The 22,624-nt window shown below is 36.9% G+C and carries 29 protein-coding genes and 2 pseudogenes; 24 read left to right on the top strand and 7 right to left on the bottom strand.

Annotated elements, in window-relative coordinates; all coding sequences use genetic code 11:
- Window positions 1–5 precede the first annotated feature (5 nt).
- Both E0H89_RS11495 and E0H89_RS11490 read right to left on the bottom strand, forming a co-directional pair.
- Window positions 6–1,154 carry a dsDNA nuclease domain-containing protein gene (locus E0H89_RS11495; RefSeq protein ID WP_131217197.1) on the bottom strand — a complete coding sequence of 383 codons (1,149 nt, stop codon included), beginning with the start codon at window positions 1,152–1,154 and terminating at the stop codon, window positions 6–8.
- 11 nt (window positions 1,155–1,165) lie between these two features.
- Window positions 1,166–1,831: a LexA family protein gene (locus E0H89_RS11490; protein ID WP_131217224.1), complete on the bottom strand. Its 666-nt coding sequence runs from the start codon at window positions 1,829–1,831 to the stop codon at window positions 1,166–1,168.
- A gap of 134 nt (window positions 1,832–1,965) precedes the next feature.
- On the opposite strand from E0H89_RS11490, the gene E0H89_RS11485 reads away from it, so the two are divergent.
- The 9 genes and pseudogenes from E0H89_RS11485 to E0H89_RS11445 all read left to right on the top strand — a co-directional run bounded on the left by E0H89_RS11485 (window position 1,966) and on the right by E0H89_RS11445 (window position 6,162).
- Window positions 1,966–2,217: a hypothetical protein gene (locus tag E0H89_RS11485; protein WP_131217195.1), complete on the top strand. Its 252-nt coding sequence runs from the start codon at window positions 1,966–1,968 to the stop codon at window positions 2,215–2,217.
- Window positions 2,218–2,241: 24 nt separating this feature from the next.
- Entirely contained in the window at window positions 2,242–2,700 is a 459-nt protein-coding gene (locus E0H89_RS11480; protein ID WP_131217193.1) for a phage regulatory CII family protein, read from the top strand.
- 49 nt (window positions 2,701–2,749) lie between these two features.
- Entirely contained in the window at window positions 2,750–3,004 is a 255-nt protein-coding gene (locus E0H89_RS11475; protein WP_131217191.1) for a hypothetical protein, read from the top strand.
- A complete protein-coding gene (locus tag E0H89_RS11470; RefSeq protein WP_131217189.1) occupies window positions 3,001–3,297 on the top strand; it encodes a hypothetical protein in 297 nt (98 codons plus the stop codon). The genes E0H89_RS11475 and E0H89_RS11470 overlap by 4 nt, the downstream gene beginning before the upstream one ends.
- A gap of 2 nt (window positions 3,298–3,299) precedes the next feature.
- Window positions 3,300–4,233, top strand: a pseudogene (locus E0H89_RS11465) (helix-turn-helix domain-containing protein).
- Entirely contained in the window at window positions 4,230–4,490 is a 261-nt protein-coding gene (locus tag E0H89_RS11460; protein WP_131217187.1) for a hypothetical protein, read from the top strand. The pseudogene E0H89_RS11465 and the gene E0H89_RS11460 overlap by 4 nt, the downstream one beginning before the upstream one ends.
- Window positions 4,487–4,900: a DUF559 domain-containing protein gene (locus E0H89_RS11455; RefSeq protein WP_131217186.1), complete on the top strand. Its 414-nt coding sequence runs from the start codon at window positions 4,487–4,489 to the stop codon at window positions 4,898–4,900. Before E0H89_RS11460 ends, E0H89_RS11455 begins: the two co-directional genes overlap by 4 nt.
- A 2-nt stretch (window positions 4,901–4,902) precedes the next feature.
- Window positions 4,903–5,403, top strand: coding sequence for a hypothetical protein (locus tag E0H89_RS11450; RefSeq protein ID WP_131217184.1), 501 nt, complete (start codon window positions 4,903–4,905; stop codon window positions 5,401–5,403).
- Between the two features lie 108 nt (window positions 5,404–5,511).
- Window positions 5,512–6,162, top strand: coding sequence for a hypothetical protein (locus tag E0H89_RS11445; protein WP_131217182.1), 651 nt, complete (start codon window positions 5,512–5,514; stop codon window positions 6,160–6,162).
- 107 nt (window positions 6,163–6,269) lie between these two features.
- Here E0H89_RS11445 and E0H89_RS11440 read toward each other — a convergent pair whose 3' ends face one another.
- Window positions 6,270–8,141, bottom strand: a complete 1,872-nt coding sequence (locus tag E0H89_RS11440; RefSeq protein ID WP_131217180.1) for a retron Ec67 family RNA-directed DNA polymerase/endonuclease — start codon at window positions 8,139–8,141, stop codon at window positions 6,270–6,272.
- Between the two features lie 358 nt (window positions 8,142–8,499).
- On the opposite strand from E0H89_RS11440, the pseudogene E0H89_RS11435 reads away from it, so the two are divergent.
- Window positions 8,500–9,096 (top strand): annotated as a pseudogene (locus E0H89_RS11435) (BRO-N domain-containing protein); the annotation flags it as partial.
- 44 nt (window positions 9,097–9,140) lie between these two features.
- On the opposite strand, the gene E0H89_RS11430 reads toward E0H89_RS11435, so the two are convergent.
- Window positions 9,141–9,698 carry a helix-turn-helix domain-containing protein gene (locus E0H89_RS11430; protein WP_131217178.1) on the bottom strand — a complete coding sequence of 186 codons (558 nt, stop codon included), beginning with the start codon at window positions 9,696–9,698 and terminating at the stop codon, window positions 9,141–9,143.
- Window positions 9,699–9,831: 133 nt separating this feature from the next.
- Here E0H89_RS11430 and E0H89_RS16855 point away from each other — a divergent pair, with 133 nt between their 5' ends.
- On the top strand, window positions 9,832–9,966 hold the full coding sequence (locus E0H89_RS16855; RefSeq protein ID WP_284702743.1) for a hypothetical protein: 135 nt from the start codon (window positions 9,832–9,834) through the stop codon (window positions 9,964–9,966).
- A gap of 127 nt (window positions 9,967–10,093) precedes the next feature.
- Here E0H89_RS16855 and xseB read toward each other — a convergent pair whose 3' ends face one another.
- The gene (gene xseB, locus E0H89_RS11425) at window positions 10,094–10,288 is read right to left on the bottom strand and encodes an exodeoxyribonuclease VII small subunit (RefSeq protein WP_131217176.1); all 195 of its coding nucleotides are present in this window, start codon (window positions 10,286–10,288) and stop codon (window positions 10,094–10,096) included.
- A complete protein-coding gene (gene xseA, locus E0H89_RS11420; RefSeq protein ID WP_131217174.1) occupies window positions 10,281–11,543 on the bottom strand; it encodes an exodeoxyribonuclease VII large subunit in 1,263 nt (420 codons plus the stop codon). Before xseA ends, xseB begins: the two co-directional genes overlap by 8 nt.
- Before the next feature lie 546 nt (window positions 11,544–12,089).
- Between xseA and E0H89_RS11410 the strand changes: the two genes are divergently transcribed.
- The 4 genes from E0H89_RS11410 to E0H89_RS11395 all read left to right on the top strand — a co-directional run bounded on the left by E0H89_RS11410 (window position 12,090) and on the right by E0H89_RS11395 (window position 14,637).
- Window positions 12,090–12,365, top strand: coding sequence for a hypothetical protein (locus tag E0H89_RS11410; RefSeq protein ID WP_131217172.1), 276 nt, complete (start codon window positions 12,090–12,092; stop codon window positions 12,363–12,365).
- Between the two features lie 146 nt (window positions 12,366–12,511).
- Window positions 12,512–12,796: a hypothetical protein gene (locus E0H89_RS11405; protein ID WP_131217170.1), complete on the top strand. Its 285-nt coding sequence runs from the start codon at window positions 12,512–12,514 to the stop codon at window positions 12,794–12,796.
- A gap of 562 nt (window positions 12,797–13,358) precedes the next feature.
- Window positions 13,359–13,637 (top strand): hypothetical protein, encoded by a 279-nt coding sequence (locus tag E0H89_RS11400; protein ID WP_502698405.1) that lies wholly within the window; start codon window positions 13,359–13,361, stop codon window positions 13,635–13,637.
- A 697-nt stretch (window positions 13,638–14,334) separates the two neighbouring features.
- Complete coding sequence (locus tag E0H89_RS11395) at window positions 14,335–14,637, top strand: I78 family peptidase inhibitor (RefSeq protein WP_131217168.1); 303 nt, start codon at window positions 14,335–14,337, stop codon at window positions 14,635–14,637.
- Window positions 14,638–14,757: 120 nt separating this feature from the next.
- Here E0H89_RS11395 and E0H89_RS11390 read toward each other — a convergent pair whose 3' ends face one another.
- Window positions 14,758–14,940, bottom strand: coding sequence for a hypothetical protein (locus tag E0H89_RS11390; RefSeq protein ID WP_131217166.1), 183 nt, complete (start codon window positions 14,938–14,940; stop codon window positions 14,758–14,760).
- A 242-nt stretch (window positions 14,941–15,182) separates the two neighbouring features.
- Here E0H89_RS11390 and E0H89_RS11385 point away from each other — a divergent pair, with 242 nt between their 5' ends.
- The 9 genes from E0H89_RS11385 to E0H89_RS11345 are packed head-to-tail and all read left to right on the top strand — an operon-like array spanning window position 15,183 to window position 22,624.
- Complete coding sequence (locus tag E0H89_RS11385; RefSeq protein WP_131217164.1) at window positions 15,183–15,620, top strand: putative endonuclease domain-containing protein; 438 nt, start codon at window positions 15,183–15,185, stop codon at window positions 15,618–15,620.
- Window positions 15,580–16,221: a putative metallopeptidase gene (locus E0H89_RS11380; RefSeq protein WP_131217162.1), complete on the top strand. Its 642-nt coding sequence runs from the start codon at window positions 15,580–15,582 to the stop codon at window positions 16,219–16,221. The genes E0H89_RS11385 and E0H89_RS11380 overlap by 41 nt, the downstream gene beginning before the upstream one ends.
- Window positions 16,222–16,280: 59 nt before the next feature.
- Window positions 16,281–16,745 carry a DUF2280 domain-containing protein gene (locus E0H89_RS11375; RefSeq protein ID WP_131217160.1) on the top strand — a complete coding sequence of 155 codons (465 nt, stop codon included), beginning with the start codon at window positions 16,281–16,283 and terminating at the stop codon, window positions 16,743–16,745.
- Entirely contained in the window at window positions 16,735–18,141 is a 1,407-nt protein-coding gene (terL, locus tag E0H89_RS11370) for a phage terminase large subunit (protein ID WP_131217158.1), read from the top strand. The genes E0H89_RS11375 and terL overlap by 11 nt, the downstream gene beginning before the upstream one ends.
- 12 nt (window positions 18,142–18,153) lie before the next feature.
- The gene (locus E0H89_RS11365; protein ID WP_131217156.1) at window positions 18,154–19,614 is read left to right on the top strand and encodes a phage portal protein family protein; all 1,461 of its coding nucleotides are present in this window, start codon (window positions 18,154–18,156) and stop codon (window positions 19,612–19,614) included.
- A gap of 2 nt (window positions 19,615–19,616) precedes the next feature.
- Window positions 19,617–20,822 carry a phage head morphogenesis protein gene (locus tag E0H89_RS11360; protein ID WP_131217154.1) on the top strand — a complete coding sequence of 402 codons (1,206 nt, stop codon included), beginning with the start codon at window positions 19,617–19,619 and terminating at the stop codon, window positions 20,820–20,822.
- Window positions 20,823–21,224 (top strand): hypothetical protein, encoded by a 402-nt coding sequence (locus E0H89_RS11355; protein ID WP_131217152.1) that lies wholly within the window; start codon window positions 20,823–20,825, stop codon window positions 21,222–21,224.
- Between the two features lie 54 nt (window positions 21,225–21,278).
- Entirely contained in the window at window positions 21,279–22,241 is a 963-nt protein-coding gene (locus tag E0H89_RS11350; RefSeq protein ID WP_131217150.1) for a hypothetical protein, read from the top strand.
- Window positions 22,238–22,624, top strand: a complete 387-nt coding sequence (locus E0H89_RS11345; protein WP_131217148.1) for a hypothetical protein — start codon at window positions 22,238–22,240, stop codon at window positions 22,622–22,624. Before E0H89_RS11350 ends, E0H89_RS11345 begins: the two co-directional genes overlap by 4 nt.

Genomic DNA, 22,624 nt, shown 5'->3' with positions numbered 1-22,624 from the left:
ATAAGTTATAAGTTGAAGTATTGTTCACAATAAATATCCCCATCGGAAACTTCATAAATTAAAACCGAACATTTGATATATTCTAGTGTAATAAAGTTGTGCTTTCTAACTAAAAAAATCTTATCAGTGACAAAATCAATAAGTTTACTTAATGTCTCAAAATTATTAATAATTGATTCATGTTCTGAAAAAAAACTATCAATTTCGAAAAATAAGTTTTGATTATGTTCTTGATCTCTATTCCTCAAATCCAAAAGGACTTCTGTAGATGTCTTTAAGATTTTTTTTCGTAGACGGTAAGCATAACCTTCATCATTTAGAATTCTAAAACCTTCCTTCATATAATCTTCAGGAGTCTTAAATGTTTCTTCAATTTCATAAATAATATCTTCAAACCCTTTTCTTGTTATACATCTTTCTTTTAATTGTTCAATATTAATTGCATAATTAATATTACTAGTCAATTGATAAAAATGGTTTGTAATATATTTAGCTGCTACACCAATATTTCTAAGATAAATTGGGAATTTAGCTGCCTCATTTAAAGAATAAATTTTTCCAATAACATGAGTATCTGGCTCATTAACATCCATATTTGATATACAAAATTGTATTCTATTGAGTTCAATAACTTCTGTAGTTGATAAATTTAGTTGCCGCTGCAAGGCATTACTCATTCTTGTTACTTCATTTGGGTGAAAGTCAGATTCAAGATTTGAATTAAAGTGTTCAATATCTTTATTATTGCAGTCTTTGCCTTTTAATTTTTGATTTGTAATAAAATACATCTTAGTATCAAGTGGTTTGAATCTTAACCATCTAGAATAAAGTTTTGATAAAATGGAGTCTTCTTTTCCATTTTTTCTTTGAGGTGATTTAATTAAATCATTTATGAGCCATAAATTAGGTCTTTCATTCTTCTTAATTTGAAAAAATTCAATTTTCGTAGGATTTTCCAAACAATCAATTATTGTAAAATCTTCTTTTATTTCTGCTCCTACTGCAAAATTGGTATTCAATAATGACCACGTTTCAAATGTCTTATACGTACACCACCAATCTTGGTATCTAAAACCTCGTTTAGCATGGGTTCCCTGCTTTTCATCTTCTGTACTATCAAGCAGTTTTTTTATAAAATCATTGTTATTATTCATAATTATATCTATTAAACATCCCTATATAACCCAACAACTTTACCCACCAACTTACATCCTTCATCAAGTTCCATGATTTTCTCATGCCATTTAGGATTAAGTGGTTCTAGGTATTTGCCATTGGGTTCAATTATCAATTTCTTAAAAGTTGCTTTACTTTCACCCTCACAAGCAACAATGACTAAATCCCCAGTTTTTAAGTCACTTACCTGAAAGTCAGGGTTTACGTATATCTTGTCTGTAGGGCGGAAGTCTGGAAGCATTGATTCACCAACAACTTCAAGCCCATAACCATTTTTCCCACACTTAGGGTTAGGTGGTAGCCATTCATTAAACTGTGTATCTACAGGAATAGAATCAGCAGTCGTCCAAGTACCAGCCTGTATCCACGAAATAACAGGGATCAAACGGCCAGCGATAGGAAAGGGTGCTGATACATTACTTTCAAGTTTTTCAATTTCCTCTTCATGAGGAATATCTAACCATCCATGAGATTTTCCAAAAGCTTCCTCAATTTCACGTGCGACTTTATTACCAATACCTTTAATTGGATTAGTACCTGCAAACTGACTTGCTTGAGACTGTCCTTTTCCAATTTTTTCAGCAAAGTTAGATACGCCACCTATTTGATCGACAAGTAAACGGGTATTTGAGTATCTGATTGATTTGCTATCCATATTTCTTCCAATAAAACGTTGTGACATGTCACTACTTTAATTGTAGTTTTATCACCAAAAAGGTAAACAAGAAAAAAGGTTGTATTTGCATTACCTAAAAGGTAATATTTAAATTAATCAGTGAGGGTTAATTTATGAATTTCCGTGATTTTATTCTTCAACTTTCTCAAGAAGAATTAGTTGAATATGCAAAAAATGCGAAAACAACAACAGGTTATTTAAAGTCACATTTATTGTATGGCTATAAAGAACCACGTAAAAACCTACGTAAAGCCTTAGCACAGGCGAGTAAGGGAAAAGTTACTGAAGCAGAAGTTCTACAGCATTTTGGGTTATATCCTTCGCAACCATTGCACAACCTAAATGGTAATGAAGCAGTTATCTAATAACCACGTTCAAAAGGAACACGAATGAACATATCAGATGCTGCTTACAACACCGTGCATGACTACAAAGGCGGCTCGAATGCTTTAGCACCACGCTTAGGCATAAGAAGCCCTGCAGTGCTGAACAGCAAAGTGAACCAACATACAGACACGCATCATTTGACCTTGGCCGAAGCATCAAAACTGATGGCATTAACAGGGGACTATCGAATTTTGCAAAGCCTGTGTGCGGAACATGGAAAAGTATCTATTGATTTACCACAAATACCTGAATGCCGAGATACAGCACTTACCGACATTGTTCTGAATATTGGAATGGGTGGTGGAGACGTGTGTGCAGTTTTTAAAGAAATGATGGCAGATGGACGAATTACCAAAGGCGAAGCATTAGACATGTCAAAGGTTGTACATCAACTACATATGTTTTTAGCCGAATTAGATCGTCAGGTGCATTTATGTGTAGAAGAAAAAGAAAAAGCCTGACTTCAGAGATCAGGCTTTTCCAATTCAAAACACTTGCGGAGTTTTAAATATGCAAATGAATTTAGCACAAGATTTAAACAATGACAAATTCGACCTGATTGCCGGAGATGTTGTTGTTTTTATACAGGGAAATATGCCAGATCACTTGATGACAGTTTCAACTGTAAAGCATTTGGGTGTGTTTTTAGATGAAGGTCAAAAGTTTGCTATGAGTCATTTAATACGTACTGCATCGCTAAGCGAACTTAAAGCCAACCACCGTCTAGATCTACCGGTCGCTCTATTTGTTTCGGAGGAATCATGAATAGCCAATTCCAGAAACAACCAGATTTCAAGCAACAGCAGGGCGTTCAATCATTTTATGAACCTGCTCTACAGATCCTGAGTGAAATCCAGGAACAAAAGAAATTAAGCCTTCTTAAAAAGGGCTATGACGAAAACAACGCCGCCGTTACCAAAATTGAGTTTTCACAGTTAATGGCAAGAAGATTTCGTATCACGATTTACCTGGCTGATCAGATTGTATCAAGCCTTGTGAAATCGAATTCAGTTGAATCATTTGGTGGGTATGTGAAGCCCAAAGTAGTTGGGGTTTAGCTATGAGTTTAGATGCAAATATCTGGGCATGGAAAGTGCGTCAGAAGCAAAAGAAAGGCGGCAGTATAAAAGCGCTTAAAAGATTAGTGCTGCTTTCACTTGCCGATCGTGCAAGTGAAGATCATTGCGCATATCCAAGCATAGCCCGTCTGGTTGAAGATACAGAAATGGACCGAAAAACCGTCCTGAAAATTATAGATGAGCTTGTTGAGGATGGTTTGATTGAAGATACCGGAGAACGAAAAGGCCGGACAAAACAGGTCAAAGTTTACCGTTTACTCGGTGTAAATGGTCGTGAAACAGTTCCAACGATGGAACTCTTTAAGGCTGAAAATGATGATTTAAAGAGTTCCAACAACGGAACAGTTCCAACAATTCCATGAAAGAGTCCCAACAATTCCGGTAAACAGTCCCAACGTTGGGACACGGAATCTTTCAAAGAATCTATCATTAGAATCTAAAAATAAAAAATCGTGGTTTTGTTTTAAAAAACTTCGAGAAGAAATTTATCTGGCCGATGACAGCATCGATTTTGAAACCATCATGAATTCGAAATGGGCTGAACGAGAAAAACGTGCATTCGAAATTTACAACGCTGAAAAAACCATGAGCGATGATCTGATGATTTATCACTTTGCTGACTGGGTGATTAACGCATATCGAACCAAGTATTCGAATAATCAAAATCCAGCTTTTGCAAAACCTGCAGGTACAGGATCTAAAACTCAACAGCTTTCTGAAAAACAGATTCACACCTTCGCTCAAAAACTTTCACAGCATCCAGAGTTTTCAAGCAAGTTCTCTGAACCAGGAGAGTCGTACGACAAACTTGCAGCTCGTATCGCCGAAAAACTTGAAGACCCAGCTCAAGCCAAAAAATGGGAATCGTATTTGAAACAGGTTGGATTCAATGGGTCGTTAGGAGCTGCAGTATGACGGATGCAGATCGTACCTACATGAATCTCATGATCTTCAAAACCATGGCATCAACCAAAGGACGTATCTCTGTAAAACAAATTCATGAGGCTATTGAGCCAAATATGGGGATTTCGATTCGTAGCCTGCAACGTTACCTGAATGGCTTGGCGAGTTGGGGAATGGTGATCAAGGATGGAGAAACACCACAGGGATTTATTCTCACTGAACATGCAAAGCAACTTTTTAAAGAACTGGCCAATGGATGTGATGCATGAGCAGCATTTCACTGACTGAATACAAAAAGCTGTATGGCAAACAGAGTAAGACCACAGCTAAATCAAAACGTCAGCCCCGTGGTGCGAAAGTTGAGAGTATTGGTGAGTCATTGCTCGCAACACAGCTTAAAGCGCTCAAAATCGAATTTAAGAGAGAATTTAAGTTTCATCCAGAACGTAAGTGGAAAGCTGATTTTCACATTGTTGGCAAAAAGATACTGGTTGAGGTTGAAGGTGGGATCTGGATGGCAGAGGGTGGTCGTCATACAAGGGGTAAAGGCTATATTGGGGATATGGAGAAATATAACTCGGCAACAATGATGGGTTACCAGGTAATACGGTTTAGTACAGAACAAGTGAAATCAGGTTTAGCGGTTCAGCAAATACAGAAGATGGTAGGGGATTTATAACGATGAGTACTGCAGCAGTGAAGCAACATATTTTACAGTCGGTTGATTGGTCACGTTTTGATTTGGAGGGGTGGTTACAACAGTTTGGAGCATGGTTATATACCAATACTGGTTCTAGCGGTCGCACAGTGAATCCTATCGCCGTGGCCATGGATAATGCGGTAAAGGCTAAGAAGTCTAAAAAGATTCATGCTGATCAGCAGCTGCAGATTATTGCGGATTATCTATCAGGTGACTATGTACCACCGAAGCCTCGTAAAACGAAAATGACTTGTGAAATTGACGACAATGAAGCTCGAGCAGTTCAACGTTTAGTTCTGGATCTACAGGGGCAATCAGAAGTACTGGATGATTGGATGGATGCCATCATTGGCCGTTACTTTTACAGCTGCTCCTGGTCAGAGATGGTGACAGATGAACGCAGTCAGTTAGATGCACGAATGGATGTAAAGTGTGGGCTGGCTGCGTTGCATAGTCGGTATGGGTTTATTGAGTATGTTTGAGTCAAATATTAAGCTTGGTTGACAAACCCTTGAAATAGCCTGAAATTTTGGTTGACAAATAGTCGAATTAGTCCTAAATCAAACTTTTACTTTATAAAAAACATAGTAATGGAAACAGCATTAAAGATTATTGGGGTATTAATAGTACCTATACTAATAGTTATTCTTAACAATAGATTAGCCAAACTAAAACATGATAGAGAAATTAAAGCAGAATTTTTAAAGTTAGCAGAAGATCTGGAAAGTGATGAACTAGAGAAACGATCCACTCTATATAAAGATAGGCTCGCCAAATCAGCCTTTAATGACGATGCAATAACCTATAGTGAGGTTAAGTTTTTCCTAAACTATGAAAATGCAGATTTATGGGTAAGGGATTATGTAAAGATTAGAGGAATGTTGGAACGTGAAAGAGATGATGCAGGGGAAGTTACAGGATTTAAGCGTAAGTCCCACTGGATCAAATTTGTATTTGCACTCGTTCTATATGGTGTTTGCGCTTTCACAGGATTGATTCCATTTGTAATTATGAATAAATATATTGCATGGATGGTTAGTTCTTATGAAAAGGGTATGCCACTGATGATTGTTTTACTGGTTGCCATTCCAATTATTCTTTTAGTTGTTGCATATTTATGCTTAAGATATACAGAAAAATATGCAAGTTGCGGCATCTTTTTACATGACTTCTATAAAGTTGCTTTTAAGGCGAAGGGCGCTGAAGAAAAAAATGACAGTGAAGTAGATGTTGCTGCGTAGTTTGTGAGTTAAACAAAAAGGTTTTCTTGAAAATTTGGTTGGAATGGAAATTTCACAGAAACCTAGAGTTTTAAGAATTGTAGAAGAAAGCGCCTAAGGGCGCTTTTTTATATAGTCTTCATTAAGGTTGAAATTTCCTCAATTACATCAAAGACCTGTTTAAAGTATGTGTAATCTAGACTAGATTCATGTTTTGGAATAATATTTTTAATGAATGAAATTTTCGAGTAAACCTTTTTTTTATCTATTTGATCTTTTGAAGCAATTGCTTCACAAATTAAATGTTTTCCATTAATCATCATTGTCTCATTCAGGAGAGTACTATTGTTATATAAAAACTCAATCACAGTCTTCTCTGGATCAAATGGTACAACAGGTAGCTCAAAAATATAAAATTTTTTAAATAAAGCAAGAAATTTCATAGTAGGTACGGTAGTACTAGAGTGTTCTTTCCAAGAATTTTTAAAGAGTTTCTTAGCTTCAGTAATTACACCTTTTCCTGCGCCATCTCTATCAACAATTATGATAGTTGGATTTAATAAGTTTAATTGAACTTCAGATTTGTAAAGGATTTTCAAATTAGATAGAAATTTTTTTAAATTTTCAGTGCCACCATCTAAATGTAATAATTTTTCAAATTGATAATCTGAGTTGAAAGAACTAAATTTTATGTTAGTTATTCCTAGCTTTTCAGCTGCTTTCTTAAAATGAATAACATCAGTTATACCTTCACAAATAATTGAAGGTTTGTCATTGTATACATATTTTTTATGGAAAATAAATGAGCCATACATCTTATCCAATCCATTTAATGTATTAATATGATGATATAGAAGGCGACTTTCCCAATTTTTTTTATCTATAAACTCATTATGATGTTTTAAGTAATCATCATGCTGCTCTAGTAGCTTATAAGGTTCAACTTTTTTTATATTGTAAATATAATTCAAGATTCCATTTAAAGATTGTGAATCTTCTATCTGTGGCTCATGGAATACATGATATTTCGACTTAACAAAAGTATTAGTTTTACAAAAACTATCAACCATAGCACGCGTTGCTTTATAGTAATGTCTATTAATATTTACTTTTTTATTAACAACTAGTCCAGTTACAACCTGTCTCTGTTTTCTATTTGCTAATCTAGTTTTTTTATTATTAATATGAAAACCAAATGTTTCGAATTGCCTTATTAATCTTTCATTTAAAACAATGAGATTTTCATCCATTGTTAAAATTGCTTCTGGAAACTCTTTTAAATTTGTTGAAATTGTTATGTCATCAGCATATCTAGTATAAACACACTTATTTTTTTTGCATAACTTTACTAGTCGGCTATCAAGCATAGCAGTAAAGAGATTAGAAATGACAGGAGAGCATGGGCTACCTTGAGGTAGGTATCCTATTACTTTATCATTTTCTCGAAATGTTGCAATCCTTGCAATTGTCAAAGCCACTTCTTCACTTAATTCAAAATATTTATTTTGTATGAAGAAACCAACTAATCTATTGAATTTGATTGATGTAAAAAAATCTTTAATGTCGATGTTTAGAACTAAATTTTTATTTGTATGTATATGAGCATTTGTAAAAATTCCTGGGGTTATAGAATGGAAATTGTATGGCGAGTCAATATATATTTTTTTTCTGAATCCATGAGATACTAAGTGAAATTTAGGATATTTATTTGGTCTATTTTCTTGAAATTTTGATAGTGTTTCAGCTAATCGATTATTTTCAATTTCGCTTAAACATTGTTCCAAAAGAACTGATAATTTTTTTTGAACAATTTTTAAATATTCATAAGGTGCACTAATTTTTCTAGAAGTTTGATCCTTCTTTTTAATTTCAAAAGTTGAATATTTAGAAGAAATGTGACCACGATATAAAATAATTGAGAATCTTTTGTATGGTATATCTAAAAGTATAGCTAAATCTCTTGCTGTTTCACAACGTTTTAAATTCTCTAAATTTGTCATTGGAATAAGTCAAGTCAGAATAAGAAATAATAGAAGGGCACCTATGGAAACTTCATGGACTACCTAGTACGTTCTAAAGGTTATACTAAGTTTACATTACATTGTGTCTTAACATTAGATACATGATTGCGAATCACAATCATAAATCTTTCCATAGGTGCTATTTACTAATTTACAATAAAACAATAAATAAATCATTATTTTATTTAGATTTTCTTAAATATTTTTTATTTTTAATCCCTAAAACTCTCATTTCTAGGAATAGAGTACCAATAACGAATTTTCTCACCATTATTTAAAGTTTCGATATTGATTAATTCATATTGTGGGTTTTCATAAATCAGTTGAAATGGATAACCGTATTTTCTCATTGAGAGGTTGCCACCTCATCACATTCTTTGCCCGTACACCAGTCGCTAAAGAATTTCGAAAATGGGTACTCGACGTACTGGAAAAAGAAGTCCTGCAACAGCAAATCGACACACGTATTAAAATCAGCGCACAGCAACAAGCTGAACTTAAAGAAATCGTTGATCGCCGTTGCGAAGGTAGTGTGAAAAGAAGAACTGAACTTTGGAGCAGACACAACCAATACTTCCGTATTCCTCGCTATAGTGAATTACTCGCTATCCATTTTAGTGATGCAGTGACATTTCTACAAACAATGAAACTTAGAACTGTACAACAAGAAGCCAATATTCGAGATTTAGCTTTGCATATGCTTTGGCTAAACCACTGGTGGGGTGAGTTTGGTGATTCTATTCGTAAGCTTAGTCCGAAGACGGGACATGGCATCCATGATCATTTTAAATTTGGTGCACATGAAGCAAGATTGTTTTTAGGAAAGGCGACTTATATGCCCATCTTTGAACTCGCCAAGTCGCATGATTGGCATAAAGGTGGAATGGGCTACAAGACATTAAAAGAAGTAGGTCGATTATCAGTAAAAAATTGATTTAAGAATTCTAAAAATGCCACCTATACGGTGGCATTTTTAGATTAGGATTTTGATAAGATTTTTTCATATTTTTCAATAATAGATTGTTGGATGATGTTTTTTAAAGTTCCGATATCCGTTAAAAGTTGGAGTTCGTTAGTTGTTGTAGCGATCTGTGCTTTATTATCGATGTTATTTTGGGCAATTACTCCCGAAATAGCAGCCATTCCCAAAGCAGTAAGTGGCGAACCAGTAGCCAGACCTAAAAGGGCAGCAACTCCCATTACCACTGGTACATTGTTAGTTTTTTCTATATGTACGACCTTACTCTTTGTATTGGCTACAAATATTCCTTTTTGATTAATTTCTTCAATTGCAAGTTCTAACAAATACATAAATTCAGATGATTTTAAATCAAATTGTTGTCCAAAAATGAAAATTTGTTCAATGCTGATATTTGTTTCACCCTTTTCAAGTTTAGATAAACCAGATGTACTCATTTCGATATTTTGAGCCATATCTGTTTGCTTGATTCCTTTAAATTCTCTTAGGCAATGTAGTAATGCACCTGTTACATGAGAAACCGTAGTAGAGAAATTATAATTTGATAAATTTGTCATAAGTGGATCAAAAATGAGAATATAAAAATATTTTAGCAGAAATTGATAAAATATGTTGATTTCCTCTATTGGAGGAATTAGTATTATTTTGAAAGTTAAGCATTCTGTTTAACTCCCATTAAAAGGTATATATATGAAACAAGTATTGATTCAATTTGGCTTTAAATTACTAGGTTTGTTCCTTGATCACATTTATCAAATGATTGAACTGCGTTTAGCTGAATCTCGCCGTCTTAAAGCTGCACAAAGTATTAAAACGATCAATTAATAGATTGTTTTAATTAAGGTGATTATTTTTAAAAGAATGATGACCTTAGTTTGAACTTGAACTTCAAGGATGAAGAATTCTTAAGTGATAGTTTGTAGAAAGGGCTGATCGTAAGGTTGGCCTTTTTTTATTCTTTAAATGTCTCATTTAAAGCTTGTTGCACAGCATCCACCCGTGACTTACATACTTTGTAAGCAGACATAGACTCTTCAACAATCTTCATTAAATTATCAATATCAGGCTCTTCTTGTGATTCAAGCAACTCAGCATTCTTCTTAAGAACTTCATGGCCTTCTTTAAATGTTAATTCTTTTTTAGTCATTGCTTAATACCTCAGTCACATTGGCTTCGATGGTACCATCCTGTAATTCTACCTGGATGCTGTCACCTGAAATTTGTTGGATGGAACGAATAGCTTTACCTTGGCTACGCACTATACCGTAACCCTTGGCCATCACATTTCGTGGATTCTGTAATAGGGTTTCACGCATCAATGATTCAACCTGATTTGATGCTAATTTGATTTGCTGTTGTGCTAAGTACTGCAGGGTACCTTTCATTAAATCCAGGCTTTTATTGGCTTCATTGATTTGGCCATGCGCAAGTGTCTTAATCACTCGGATGTATTGATCATTTTGGCTTTGATACGCTGTGATCTGGTGCTGAGATAAGAGCTTGATCGTTTGTAGAGAATCTAAAACCTCTTGAGTGCGCTCAACAATCAGGTTACGAATACCACCAATGACTTTGCTGGGTGTATCAAAAGAACGGTGGGCCACTTCATCTAGAATGGTTCGGTCTTTTTCATGGCCAATACCCACCCAGATCGGAACTGAACGTTTGCAGAGTAGGGCAGCTAAATCATAGTCATTCAAATAAGCCAGATCATTTACAGCACCACCGCCACGAATAATCACAATTAGATCCGGGGCTACATCAAAATCTTTAGCCCACTGACGTAAACCATCACCCAGTGAACTAATAATTGAAACTGCAGCTGTATTTCCTTGAAAGGTCGCGGTGTGATAAACAAAATGACAAACACCGGCTTTATCTAAAGCATCGGCATCTTTCTTGAAGTCACCAAGACCTGCAGCATTTTCCGGAGCAATGACCAGGACATTTTGAATGTCGAAAGGAGTGGGGAGGAGCTTATTTTTATTGACCAAGCCTTCAGAAGTTAAACGCTCTAATATCTGTTGATAACGCCGTGCAATGTCACCTAAGGTATAACTCGAATCGATATCTTCAATATTGACTGAGAAACCGTATTGAGGACTGAAAGTAGCTTTAACTTTAATAAGAACGTTTAGATCTCGAGATAATTCGATACCACTTTCACGCTCAAATTTTAAAACCATTTTTGCTGCAGAGAACTTCCAGATCGTCGCTTTACAACTGGCAATCACTTTATCGGTATCTTCTTCTTTTTCAGCTAGCTCTAAATAATAGTGGCCGCCTTTGATACTTAAGTTACGGATTTCAGCTTTCACCCAGACAGGTTCGTCAAAAGTTACGCGTATAACTTCTTGGACCGTATTTAGGTATTCACTTAAAGAAAGCTGAAAGTCAGGCATGGAAGACAGGATTTCTAAAATTATTAATGAAAATAGTATATAACCATGGAATTAAAGGCAATGTAGAGATATTGACCTTGCGCAAGGGATATAGCATATTTCAGCTATAGTGATCAAAGTGTACGTTAAAGCATTAGGTTAATTTAGAAGCTCATCATTGGATGGGCTTTTTTGGGTTTCTGGGATGCTAAAATGTATTAAAAATAATCTGCCTATCCTTACTCTGCTTATAATTGTGTTAGGCGGTTTTGGGTATCCTTTTTATTCGGGCGAATGGATTACCCTTCCACGATTGGCGGAATTTGATGCTAAATGTTATGACATCAATGTGCCTGATGAGGTTGAGTATAAACAGTCTGAATTATTTTGTTCGTGCATGCACATGAGTAAGCTTGAGAATAATAAAGAAAAGTCTAAGTATTGCGCTAACCTAATTAAGAAGTGATATTGGCCGATTACATAAAATGTAAGAAAATATTAGGTATTTTTCCAGCATTAACTCACAATAGGTTTTCCTTATAAAATTTACAGTTCTAGAGAAAAAGAATGCCCATAAATAACTATTTACCCGCTCTAGAACAAGTTTATGAATTTTTAAAAGAAAGACCTGATTTCATAAGTCAGAGTAAATTTGAGAAATCTGTAGAGTATTTTAAAACTCTACATGAAGGGGATCCTCAGGAATTTAAATTCGAAGCACCGCATAATCTGTATGGCAAATTTGGTCCTAATCGAATGTTAAGCTTAAGACTTGCACCAGATTTTGATAATAAATCTAATTTCATTAAATGGGTATATTCACAACTTAATGATCAATTTTAAGATAGCTATGTAAAGCTCAGTAAAAAGGTAAGTTTTTATGGCGGCTCCCTTTATTCTTAGTGGTTTAAATTGAATACCGCCACCAGATAATTGAATTAGTATGAATTATTGTTGGTATAGTGATCCGTTACTAGGACACTTCTAATATGAATGATACTTATAGATATTTATATACGCATATAAGTATATTTGGATCTTTACCAACGCATAAAGTGTTTGTGAGCAATACCAGCAATAAGTCGAAATTAATTTTTGCTGATAATACTTTTATTTATGGTTTAGTTTCTGATTGGACTCTAAGAAATTCAGATTTTGGGAGTGATAAGGTTACCTGGATAGAAGAGCCTAAATCCTATTTGGAAAATGAAAAAAAGAAGTTAGCTTTATATAAGTCTACTCACCCTCTATTTATAACAGAGTCAGCAATTTGATAGATTTAATTAAATTTTATAACTAATTAAGATTTTTTTTTAGATTTAAATATCAAGAAAAGCTCGGTCACTGATCGGGCTTTTTTAATGTTTGGTAAAATTATAGGTTTTTATGCTATTGATACTTTTTATATACTGAATTATAACTAAAACCAATAATAAGGTAACAATTGGTTAGAACATGGAAGGGAACAGAACTATTGTTTTAATTGGTGTATTTTTAATATGCCTATGCTTTCTATGCAGTTACGTTTATTTAGATTTAAAGGCAAAAAAATCAGAAAGAATAAAACAATTGATACAGGAAGCCGAATTTTCTTTATCCAATGTTAATAAAGATAACTAAGTGAGGCTGGGTAGTGATAGAAATCTCGGTCATTAGGTTGTCTATTACAACTTCATAACTATGGTTCATATCACAAAAAAAATTATTATTGTAAAGAATTTAAAACATTTTACCTAAAACCTGTATTTTGAGACACTTCATGATTCAAAGTTAACAGAGTAAAAAACTGATCTTCTTATACTTTAGGTTGAAAAAAATAAGAATCAGGTAATAGAAATGTCCAAAACATTCATCTTAAAAGAAGTAAAAGCCAAAAGTCGTTGTGGTATGAAAATAGTGGTAGAGCAGGTATTTGAAAAGGTTTTTCATGAGCATAAAAGAAAACCTGTATGTGTACCTTTACCTAAAATAGTGATTAATGAAAAGGTGATTGGTCTAGATGATGAAAATACTTTTGTCCATCCTGGAACATATAAAGAGTTCAGGGTGACAAGAGAGGAAGTCATTTTTAAATCAAAATTTCCATATCTTAAAAAGAAAAATAACTCAAAGTAAACAAGTGAAAACAGTTTCTACGCATTCTTTATACTTTTTTATCGAAATTGAGGTGCTATATTTTTATTACTCCAAGAAGTTAAAGCAGTAAAAATAACTAAATGGTAAAGCAAATATTGGCCCGCTTAATTCCCCCGATTAAGCGGGCTTTTTATTGGACTTTGAAATTGAATTTTAAAGTAATATTTTGCCAATGATTGATATTTAAATATATATAAAATACGCGCAGAATCTATCGCTGTAGTTTCTGAATGAACCCTCTAGGTTCTTACTTTTAAGCCCACATCACCTCTCTGAGTGGGCTTTTTTTTGTCAGGAAAAAAAGATGCTCCACCTCTTAATGTGCTTATTTGGTTTACATGGTGCGACTGAGATTGAATACGCGCCTGATGATGAAGAAATCAAAGTGTGTCGGGATTGTTTGAAAGAAGTTAAGTGATTATTTATTAGTCAGAAAATATCAAGACTAAACAAATAATTACACTCTCATGTGTAAAACCTTTGCTAGGATATTTATACATAAAAACAAGTAAATAGTTTTTTAAGCATGACATGGGCCTGTTTGACTTGGGAGAGTTAAACAGGTTTTTTTTAAATCTCAATATTTTAAGAAGTGTATTAACATTGTTGATATGACTAGGCTCCTCTAAGCCTACCTGGGTATTATCCTGCTTTTATATGTTAAAGATAGAAGCTTATGAAAATTTTTTATAATGTATCACTTATTATTGCAGCAGTGACTTTGACTGCTTGTGCAGGTACTCCCGATACAGAAGTTGTTCACAAGCCTGAGATGATGAAAAAATGCGTGCCTGAAAGTGCAGCAAAATTAGCACGTACGACATTATCGAGTGAAGCTGATATCAAATCAAAAACAAATTCTGAGGTTGTTAGACTGGTTGCACCGGGTCAACCTATAACTAAGGATTATCATCCAGGACGAGTCACTGTAATTGCTGATCCACAAACTCAAACAATTCTTAAGGCATTTTGTGGTTAAAAACTGAAAAGCAATAACGTACAGAACCTCCTTCGGGAGGTTTTTTAATACGAATAGGAAATACAAAAAGCCTATCAACTAGATAGGCTCTTCTTACTAATCAAAATATTGAGCTATGATTTATTTTTTATCAGTATTTTCTTTTTGATCATGCTGCTCTTTAGTAGGAGCTGTTTCATTTTGATTAGGCTTGTCTTGAGCAGGCTTTTGCGCTTGGTCATTTGATGTAGGTTTGTTTTGGGTTGCGTTATTTGAAAATTGATTAAAAGAAGCTTTTTGAGCGGTATTTGTATTAACTAACATAATTTTCTCAATTTTGGTTGTCGAAGATTCGACCTAGTAAGAGTGACATAGTGGAAGCACTTACAGTGAGATGATTTAGAGAGGCAAGTGTAGATATATGTAGGATTTAAATGTTTATATCTTATTTATATTTCAAAGGTTTTTATAATAAACTCGTCGCCAGATTGATCTATATCACTATTTAAATAGTCAAGGTATTTAATTTATATCTTCTCGATACCTTGCTGATACAAGGAGTGTATATGGACGAAAAAGAATATTTCTGGAAAACCAAGAAACGCCCACATAAATCTAAACCACGCACCAAACCTTTACCGAAGGCTAAAGAAAAATACTTAGAAGCAGAAGAAACACTATTCCAAGAGTTAGAAGAACATGCCATTGGTTATGAACGTAAGTTTCAATTTGAATCAACCAAAAATTGGCGTTTCGATTTTTATGTTGTGAGGCTGAGGCTTCTGATTGAAATCGTTGGTAGTCCATGGTCAGTTGGTCGTGGTGGGAAAAAGATAGCAAACTCATTTAACAAGTATGATCTTGCCGAAGAGATGGGTTACACATTTGTGCGTTTTGAGCCTCATCAAATTGAATCTGGTTATGCAATTAATTGGATTCAGAATCAGTTAGAGAGATTAGAAGATGGAACAGATCAGACCATTTCCCCCAACGGATCTAATTGACCGAGCAGAAGAACAAGAAGCTATTTTGCTTGCACCCGCCGTGGATCTAAAAGAATGGGTAGTAAAAAACTGGCTAACCATTGGTGGTGAACTTCATAACCCAGATCATGATCACATTGCAGAGCTGCTACATGATGACGAGACCTTTTTAGCATTCGCATGGGCATCATCTGCATGTGTGGCTAAAAAGCGTATGGTTTTAGGTCAATGTGAAAAAGTGATGTTTAATCAGGGTGGTTGGAAGAAAGCACGCCAGGAACAACAGATGCGGGACTGGTTTGGATTTGTACCTCAATACTTAATTACTGTAGATGCTGCTTTCTGTGAACAAGCTTCAGATCGTGAGTTTTGTCGTTTGATTGAACATGAGCTTTATCACATCGGTGTTGAACGGGATGCAGATGGTGAAATCATTTATAGCGATATGACTGGGCTACCTAAGCATTACCTGGCTGGCCACGATGTTGAAGTGTTCTTTGGGGAAACAAAACGATGGGGTGCGGATGAGTCAGTAAAACGACTTTTAGAAATTGCCAAGAATGCGCCATTCGTATCAGAAACTAATATTGCTGCTTGTTGTGGGAACTGTGTGATTGGATAGAGTCTTAGGGCTCTTTTTTTTGGCCATCTTGTACGACGTAGAACGACAAAGAGGTGTTTATGGCAGCACTAAAAGAGCCTGTAAAAATGTTTATAGTTCAGTCTCTTGCTTGCTTTGAAACCCCTCAACAAGTAGCAGACTCGGTAGAAGAAATATACAAGATCAAGATTGATCGTAAGCAATGCCATAGCTATGACCCAACAAAATATGCAGGTCGTAATCTCAGTAAAAAACTAAAGGACTTATTTGAGCGAACACGCAAAGACTTCCGTGAAAATGTTGAGGATATTGCGATTGCGAATAAGGCTTTCCGGTTGATGGAACTTCAAAAGATGTATGAAGATTCTGGAAAAAATAAACGGACAAAACAAAATCTGCTGAAACAGGCATTCCAAGAAACTGATGGTCGTGTGACTAAGCAAGAAATTACCGGTAAAGACGGTAAACCTATTGAAACAGTAAGTTCAAACGTGCCGACTGAAAGCTACCTGAAGGCAAGGGAGCGGGTTTTAGATGAGTATTGATCCAGCACGTGAATTGGCAATACAACTTGAGGCTCAGGAAGATCTGTATTTCTTTTCGCGCTATATGTTTAAAGAACGTCGTAAGTATAAATGGCTGCATAACTGGCACCATCGAGTAATTTGTGATGAATTAATGAAGGTGTTTCAAGGTGAAACCAAGCGTCTAATCATTAACGTTCCACCGCGATACTCTAAAACAGAACTGGCTGTAATTAATTTTATGGCTTGGTGCTTTGGCAAGGTGCCTGACAGTGAATTTATTCATGTTAGTTACTCAGCTACGCTTGCAGCAAATAATGCTTTCCAGACACGTAACCTAGTACAAGAAGAGGCTTATAAGCGCGTATTTCCTGATTTTGCACTACGTGATGACAGTAAGGCCAAAGATGATTGGCGTACTGCAAAGGGTGGTGTCTGCTATTCACAAGGTACTGGCGGTACCATTACAGGTTTTGGTGCTGGTAAATTTCGCGATTCATTTGGCGGGGCAATCATTATCGATGACCCACATAAGGCCAGTGAAGCTCGTTCTGATACGGTTCGTAAAGGTGTAATTGAGTGGTTTCAGAATACATTGGAATCACGTACCAATTCACCAGATACACCCATCATCGTGATCATGCAGCGTTTGCATGAGGAGGATTTGGCAGGGTGGTTGCTTGATGGGGGGAATGGTGAAGGGTGGGAGCATTTAGAGCTTTCAGCTATTCAACCAGATGGATCTGCATTATGGCCAGCAAAGCATAGTATTGAAGTACTTGAGAGAATGGAGTTAGCAGCGCCGTACGTTTTCTCAGGACAATATCGACAAAGACCATCCCCACCAGCGGGTGGTTTTTTTAAGCCTGATAATATTGAAATTGTAGATGCATTACCTGCAGACATCACTCATCAAGTGCGTGCATGGGATTTAGCATCTTCCGAAAATGAAGGTGATTTCACTGCAGGGGTGAGAGCAGCTAAAGGGCGAGATGGGTATATCTACATTGTAGATGTGCAGCGTGCGCAACTTGGACCAGAGGGTGTTGAAAAGCGTATCAAGCAAACTGCTGAGTTGGATGGTAAGTCTGTAGCAATTCGCTTACCTCAAGATCCGGGACAAGCCGGTAAAGCTCAAGCGAAAAATTTCATTACCAAGTTATCTGGTTTCAATGTAAAAGCTGAAACTGTCTCAGGCGACAAGGTCACACGTTCGCAACCTTTTGCGGCTCAAGTCAACGTAGGAAACGTGAAAATGCTACGTGGTGACTGGAATAAACCATTTGTTGAGGAGTTACGAAACTTTCCAAACGGTAAATATGATGACCAAGTGGATGCTGGCAGCGATGCATTTAATGAACTAAACGAAGCACGAGTTGGCAAAAAACCTGCAGGTGCGGGTAGTCGAACTTATTGATAAGGAATACACATGGCAAAGTCTAAAAAAGACAAAGCGTCAAAGAAGGCTTTGTCTCATGGCAACTTATACACTCAAGAAGCTGTCACTCAGTTTCTGGTGAATTTTGGTAAGCAGCCTGACACGGATGAGGTACTTCGTAAGGCAGGCATTACTCGTCATAAATTACGTGTATTGCTTGATGATGACGAGATTGCTCAGACAGTTGAAACACGGGTTGATGCGCTGTTAGCAACGCCGTTGAGAATTGAGCCGAGCGATACCAAAGAAGCTGAAATACTGAATTTGGTACTGAAAGAATGGTTTCATGAAATTGCTACGGGTGCCTTGAATGCACTGTTCTTCGGCTACTCTGTTCAAGAAGCTGTATATGAGTTGAAGCCAGAAGGTTATGTGGGTCTTCAGTGGATCGGTGAAAAGCCAATGCAGTGGTTTGAACCTAAAAATGATGGACGTTTGATATACCGACAAGATGGTCATAACGTAGAACGAGAAGTTGATCAGGTATTTAAGTTCTTCTTGACCCGCCGTAAAGCTTCATTTGAGCAGCCATACGGTAAAGCATTGTTGGCCACACTGTATTGGCTATTCTTTTTTAAGCAAAACGGTTTCAAGTTCTGGGCTAAATTCTTGGAACGTTTTGGAACTCCGATCTTACTGGGTAAGTGTAAAGACACTGAAACTGATGATATGAGTAGAGCGTTGTTAAATGCTCATGCTCAGAGTGTTTTATCAATTGATATAGAAGATGATGTACAAATTCTTTCTGCACCAGGAACAAATGGATCAGCCGGGGCAGCTTTTGAAGCATTCAATGATCAGCTAATTCGCCAGATTCAAAAGGTCGTATTAGGGCAGACGCTCACTAGTGGTACCGATGGAACTGGTAGCCGGGCACTAGGACAGGTACATGAAAATGTAAGAATGGATAAGCTTAAATCTGATATTAGGCTTGTCACACCAACTTTACAGGCCGTAGTCAATGCTCTATGCGCTTTGAATGGTTGGGGAGATTATGAAGTGATGCTTGGTGAAAAGCCTAAACCGCTTAATAAGGATCAGGCTGAACGAGATGCTCATCTTAAAAATGCCGGAGCCAACCTTACTCCACAATATTTTCAGCGTGAATATGGACTGCAGGATGGTGATATTGCTGAGTCCCCTCAATTGCCTACCAATACCCAATTCACCGCATTGCCAAGGCAAGCATTCAGCTTTAAAGCCTCTATCAACAAGTTATCTGCGGCACAGCAGGAAGTTGAAGAATTGACGGACGGGCAGGGTGATTTGCAGTTATTGAAGTCGGAACAGGTTAAACAACTGGTCGGTGAATCGGACAGTCCCGAAGCTCTGGCTTTTAATTTGATGCAATTAATACCAGGTGCAACACAGTCTCAATTTACGGCTAATTTAGATCAGGCTTTGTATGCTGCGGATGTGCTGGGTTATGCCACTTCAAGTAAAGGTGAGTAGTTATGCAGCCAGTCACATTCCTTGAAGCCCTAGAATACGCTCACAACAAAAAGATCGTGCTGCCAGATGAATTCTACTCAATGGATCTAAAGACTCGGCAGATGGCGACTACGGTTAGCTTTTTATCGAGTCTTGAGCAGATTGAAACAGTTATTAAGGCCGTGAATAAATCCATTGCTGACGGTGGAACTTTTAATGACTTTCAAAAGTTAATTGAAGAATCTGAAATCATTCTGCCTAAGCATTACCTGGACAATGTATTTCGTACCAATATCCAGAATGCTTACGGTCATGGTCGATGGCAACAGCAGCAACGGAATAAGGCTAAACGTCCTTATCTCATGTATTCAGCTATCAATGATAGTCGTGTACGTCCTGCTCATTTGGATTTGAATCGTATTGTATTGCCGATTGATCACCCTTTCTGGCTGACTCACTACCCACCATTAGGGTTTCGTTGTCGCTGTACAGTGATTGCTTTAACTGAAAAAGAAGCATTGAAATATGGCATTACACCTGATGATAAGTTGCCAGAAGTGGCTGAAGCTTTGGATTGGAGTTCTCATCCTTTGCAGTTTGGTGAACTGGAAGAACTGGTTGATAAAAAGATTAGTGCTTCATCACTTGATAAAGAGTACTTGCTTGAGCAGAAACAGGTCATTAAGGCCGAATGGACTGCATCCAAAAAGCTGACCAGTTTGTTTGCGCCTATGGATGATAAGACTCGGGACCTATTTGACACGGTGGCCAATACGGTTATTCCGCTTGATCCAAGCATTAGACCAAGTGCCATACGAACTTTCTTAGACTATGTTCAAGGCAATGATTCAGCATTAACCAGTTACCTCAATTCAGCTACAAGCTCACTGGCTGACGATGTTTTGAAGCGATGGTTAGTTGATGACATGAAAGCTATTCAAGCCGTGGCAAGTAATACAGCTTCAACCGTGGTGGGTGCAGCAACTTTTAATCAAGTTGCTGCATATCAAGTTGGTCAAATTGTTCAGCTTAATTCGCCATTATTGATGAGTGATACAGCTTCAGACATTGTGATCAAGGTTGAGAATGCAAAGGGCTTAGGTATTGATCTGAATGAATTGAAGGTCGGTACTGGTGTTTTATTTCCAATTGGACTGTCTTTTGAAGTTGTTTCGATTGAAGTGGTCGAAGGGCAGATGGTTTATACATTGAAGACATTGGTGAATTAAATGAAGCTTATTTTAAAAAATGGAATGAGTGTCCTGTATAAAAATGGCATGTCATTAACTGGATTAAACATCGATTCAATTGTTGCAGAATCAAAAGAGGATCGAGCAGATCTTCGAATGCTTCTGATGGGGGCTTTAAAAGTAGATGAAGACGGTTGTCATCAATTAGGTCGTGGTTTTGGTTCAAATGCTTTAGCGACAAATCCAGATGTATCAAATGGAAGTCGAGCGCTAGGTAATGAGGCCTCCAAGGTAAAGCTATCGGAACTACTTACAAACTGTGCTCTTGATACGAAGATAGAGGTCATTAATGCGTTGAGTGCTGTAGTGAATATCGATGGGCATTTTGATGCAAAGTGTGCAGCAAGAGAGAAGCTTAGCCTGTTAATTCAAAAACTTTAAATAATTCTGAAATTTAGACCGCCTTAATTGGCGGTTTTTTTATGGAGCATGGAAATGCCAGATCCAAATGAAAAGCAAAAAAAGGAGCAAGATCAGTTTTGCTTCCAATTAGGTCAAGTCAGTGTAGACAAGCCTGAAGATGGAAAAAAGAAACGCACCTTCTCGGGTATTGCTTATAGCGGTGAGGCGATTACAGATCATTGGTATTGGGACAAGGTTGTATTTGATCTTGATTCAATTCAAATCAAAGGTCGTATTCCTGCACTACTTGAACATCGAACCAGTCAGCGTGCTGGAGCAATCAACTCTCATTCCGTCAGTCATGCCGAAGGTCTGAAAATTGAAGGTAATTTACTTTCAAATGAGTTTGGTACACAGGTTGCTCAAGACTCTGATGATGATTTTCCATGGCAGATGTCAGTTCGAATCTATCCAACCACAGTTGAAGAGGTAAAGGAAGGCTCGGTAATTGTGAATGGCCGAACCTTCCAAGCGCCTGTTGCGGTTTTCCGTGGTGGTCGTATTCGTGAAGTGTCTTTCTGTGCCTTAGGTGCAGATGATAATACAAACGCCGTGGCTGCCAGTCACTCTCCAAAAAACTTTAATCAACCAGAGGACACAAATGTGACCGAATTAGAGCAGGCGCAAGCCAAGGCGAAAGCATTGCAAGATCAAGTTGATGCTTTGACCGAACAAAACAAACAATTTGCAGCTGCAAAACGTGAAGCTGAAATCACTGCATTGGGTAAAGACCTAGGCAAAGAATTCAGTGCTGAAGATATTGTGGAAATGAAGAATCTTGATGATTCTGCTTTTGCATTCTCCGCTAAGCATTTGCGTCAGTTTGCAGCAACTAAGCCGACAGAGCAGAAAGCACCAGCCGTGCCTCCTGGATTTGCACATTTGTTTGGTCATCAAGCAGTAGGGGGTGAGGGTGATCAAGCCCCACAAGGATCAGCTTTAGACCAAGCTTTCGCTAAATTTGCTGCAGCACAGCAACAAGGAGCTAAATCATGAGCCAATTATTAACAGGCACGATTGAAAACAAACAACTAGTTGTTGGTGATGGTACTCGCACCGAAAATGCCAAAGTAAAAACCGCTACTGCGTACAAGCGCGGGGATTTGCTAAACATTGGTGCAAATAATGTGGCTGATCACCCAAGCGTTACTACAGGTGTGGTTGGCGATTGGAACGCGATTGCTTTAGCAGATTTTACTGCTGAGCAAGCTACCTACCATGCTGCAAATAATCTTGAAATGCCGATCTATGTACAAGGTGCATTTGATATTGCAGTTGTTACTGTGAATGGGGTTGCACTAACCACTGCTCAATATGATGCAGTACGTGCACAGGCATTGGTCAATAAAATCGAACTTCGTAAAGTTGTGGGGAACTAA

The sequence above is a fragment of the Acinetobacter sp. ANC 3781 genome (genome assembly GCF_004331285.1).
In the GTDB taxonomy this organism is placed as follows: domain Bacteria; phylum Pseudomonadota; class Gammaproteobacteria; order Pseudomonadales; family Moraxellaceae; genus Acinetobacter.
Note: the sequence above shows the minus strand (reverse complement) of the source record. Positions and strands in the feature narration are given on the sequence as shown.